At 65.6% G+C, this 1,944-nt stretch carries 1 protein-coding gene; it reads right to left on the reverse strand.

The window, feature by feature from the left end:
* Positions 1-1,944: condensation domain-containing protein (locus EK22_RS21755; protein WP_036254445.1), on the reverse strand; the 1,944-nt coding region annotated here is incomplete at both ends.

The following is a 1,944-nucleotide window of genomic DNA, read 5'->3' on the forward strand; positions in this document are numbered from 1 at the left end:
GTGCCAGCTGACCAGGTTCATCACGCCGGCGTGCGGCACCATGACGCCCTTGGGCTGGCCGGTGGAGCCGGAGGTGTAGATCACATAGGCCAGATTCCGCGGGGTCAGGCCCAGGCGGGTCGAGTCGATATTGGCGTCAGGCTGGTGAGCCCATTGCCGCGCATCGGCAAAAAGATCGATCAGCCTGACGCCGCCTGAGCGCTCGGCCAGCCGGGCCTTGAGATCGCTATCGGTCAACAGCGCCAGCGGGGCGCTATCCTCAAGCATGAACGCCAGCCGCTCCTCGGGATACGCCGGGTCCAGCGGCACATAGGCCGCCCCGGCCTTGAGCACGGCCAGCAGCCCCACGACCAGCTCCGGCGAGCGTTCCAGGCACAGCGCCACCCGCGCTTCCGGTCCGACTCCCAGACTGAGCAGGTAATGAGCCAGCCGGTTGGCGCGCGTGTTCAGTTCGGCGTAAGTTAAAGTCCGGCCGTCGTGAACAAGCGCCGGTGCGTCCGGCTGCGCTGCAACCTGATTCTCGAACAGTTCGTGAAGGCAGCGGTCCCTGGGATAGTCGGCCCGGGTGGCGTTCCAGTCGTAAAGCACCTGGCGGCGCTCGGCCTCCGGCAGCACGCCGATCCGGCGCATGGCGGTGTCCGGCGCGCTTTCCAGGGCGTCGAGCAGGTTTTCCAGCGCCGTGCGCATTAGGGCGCACAGCCGTTCCGGCGCGACCGGCAACAGGGTTTGCGCCGACAGTAAAAACCCTTCGCCCAGGTCGTCCACGGACAACACGATCGGGTAGTTGCTGCGTTCTTCGCCCGACAGGACTTCGATGCCCTGCCAGGCAGCGGCGCTGTCCGCCGGGGCATCGGCCTGGCTGTACCGATAGTTGAGCAGCGCGCTGAACAGCGGCGCCGGCGCCTGCACGCCGCTGCAGCGTTGCGCCAGGCTCAGCGGCGCATGTTCATGGCGCAGCAATCCGGCCAGCCGGCTCTGCACGTCACGGACCTGATCCAGAACACTGCCCTGAGCCAGCCGCACTCGCAGCGGCAAGGTATTGATGAACAATCCCAGCACCCGGTCGGCATCATCGCCGCCCTGCATGCGCCCGAACAGCACCGTGCCGAACACCACGTCGTCGCGCCCGGAAGTCCGTGACACCACCGCGGCCCAGGCCAGATGGAACAGGCCGGCGGCGCTGATGCCCAAGGTTTTGGCCTGTTTCCGCAGGCGGTGCGCCAGGTCCGCGTCGACAGTCTGGTTGGCTTCCTGAATCCGGCTGCCGTCGCCCAGAACGTCGAGCAGCCCGAACGGCGCCGTCGGCTCGTCGACATCCGCCAGCATGCCGCGGAAAAAGGCTTCGTGCTCTTCCCGGCTGATTCCCAGCCGCGCCTGCGCGACGAAGTTGCGAAACGGCAGCGGCGCCGGCAGTTGGTCTTCCTGGCCCAATTGATACATCTGGATCTCCTCCAGCAGGAGGTCCAGCGCGGTGTGATCGAGCACCAAATGATGACTCAACAACAGCAACAGCCAACGGTCGCCGGCCTTATCATAGGCAGTATAAACCTGCATCATCGGCGCGGCTCGCACGTCGAGGCGATACTGTCTCGGATCGTAGCGTTCCGCCAACTGTTCGGCCGCATCATTGGCTTCAGGGGCGATGACGACGTCCTCAATCGCCAGTTTCGCTGCGCGCCAGACTACCTGCACCGGTTCCTGCAGGCCTTCCCAGGCCACGGCCGTGCGCAGGATGTCGTGACGGTCGATCACCGCCTGCAAAGAATCCAGAAAACCGTCCCTGCGTTCCTGCGTGTCGAACGCCATCAGGTACGGTTCCAGGTACGCATCCCCTTCGGATTCCATCAGATGGTGGAACAGAATGCCTTCCTGCAGCGGCGCCAGCGGATAGAGGTCCTGCACGTTGGCCGCCCCGCCCGGCACGGTGGCCGTGATGCGGTCGAT

Origin of the sequence: Methylobacter sp. BBA5.1 (genome assembly GCF_000746145.1) — a bacterium.
Lineage (GTDB): Bacteria > Pseudomonadota > Gammaproteobacteria > Methylococcales > Methylomonadaceae > Methylobacter > Methylobacter marinus.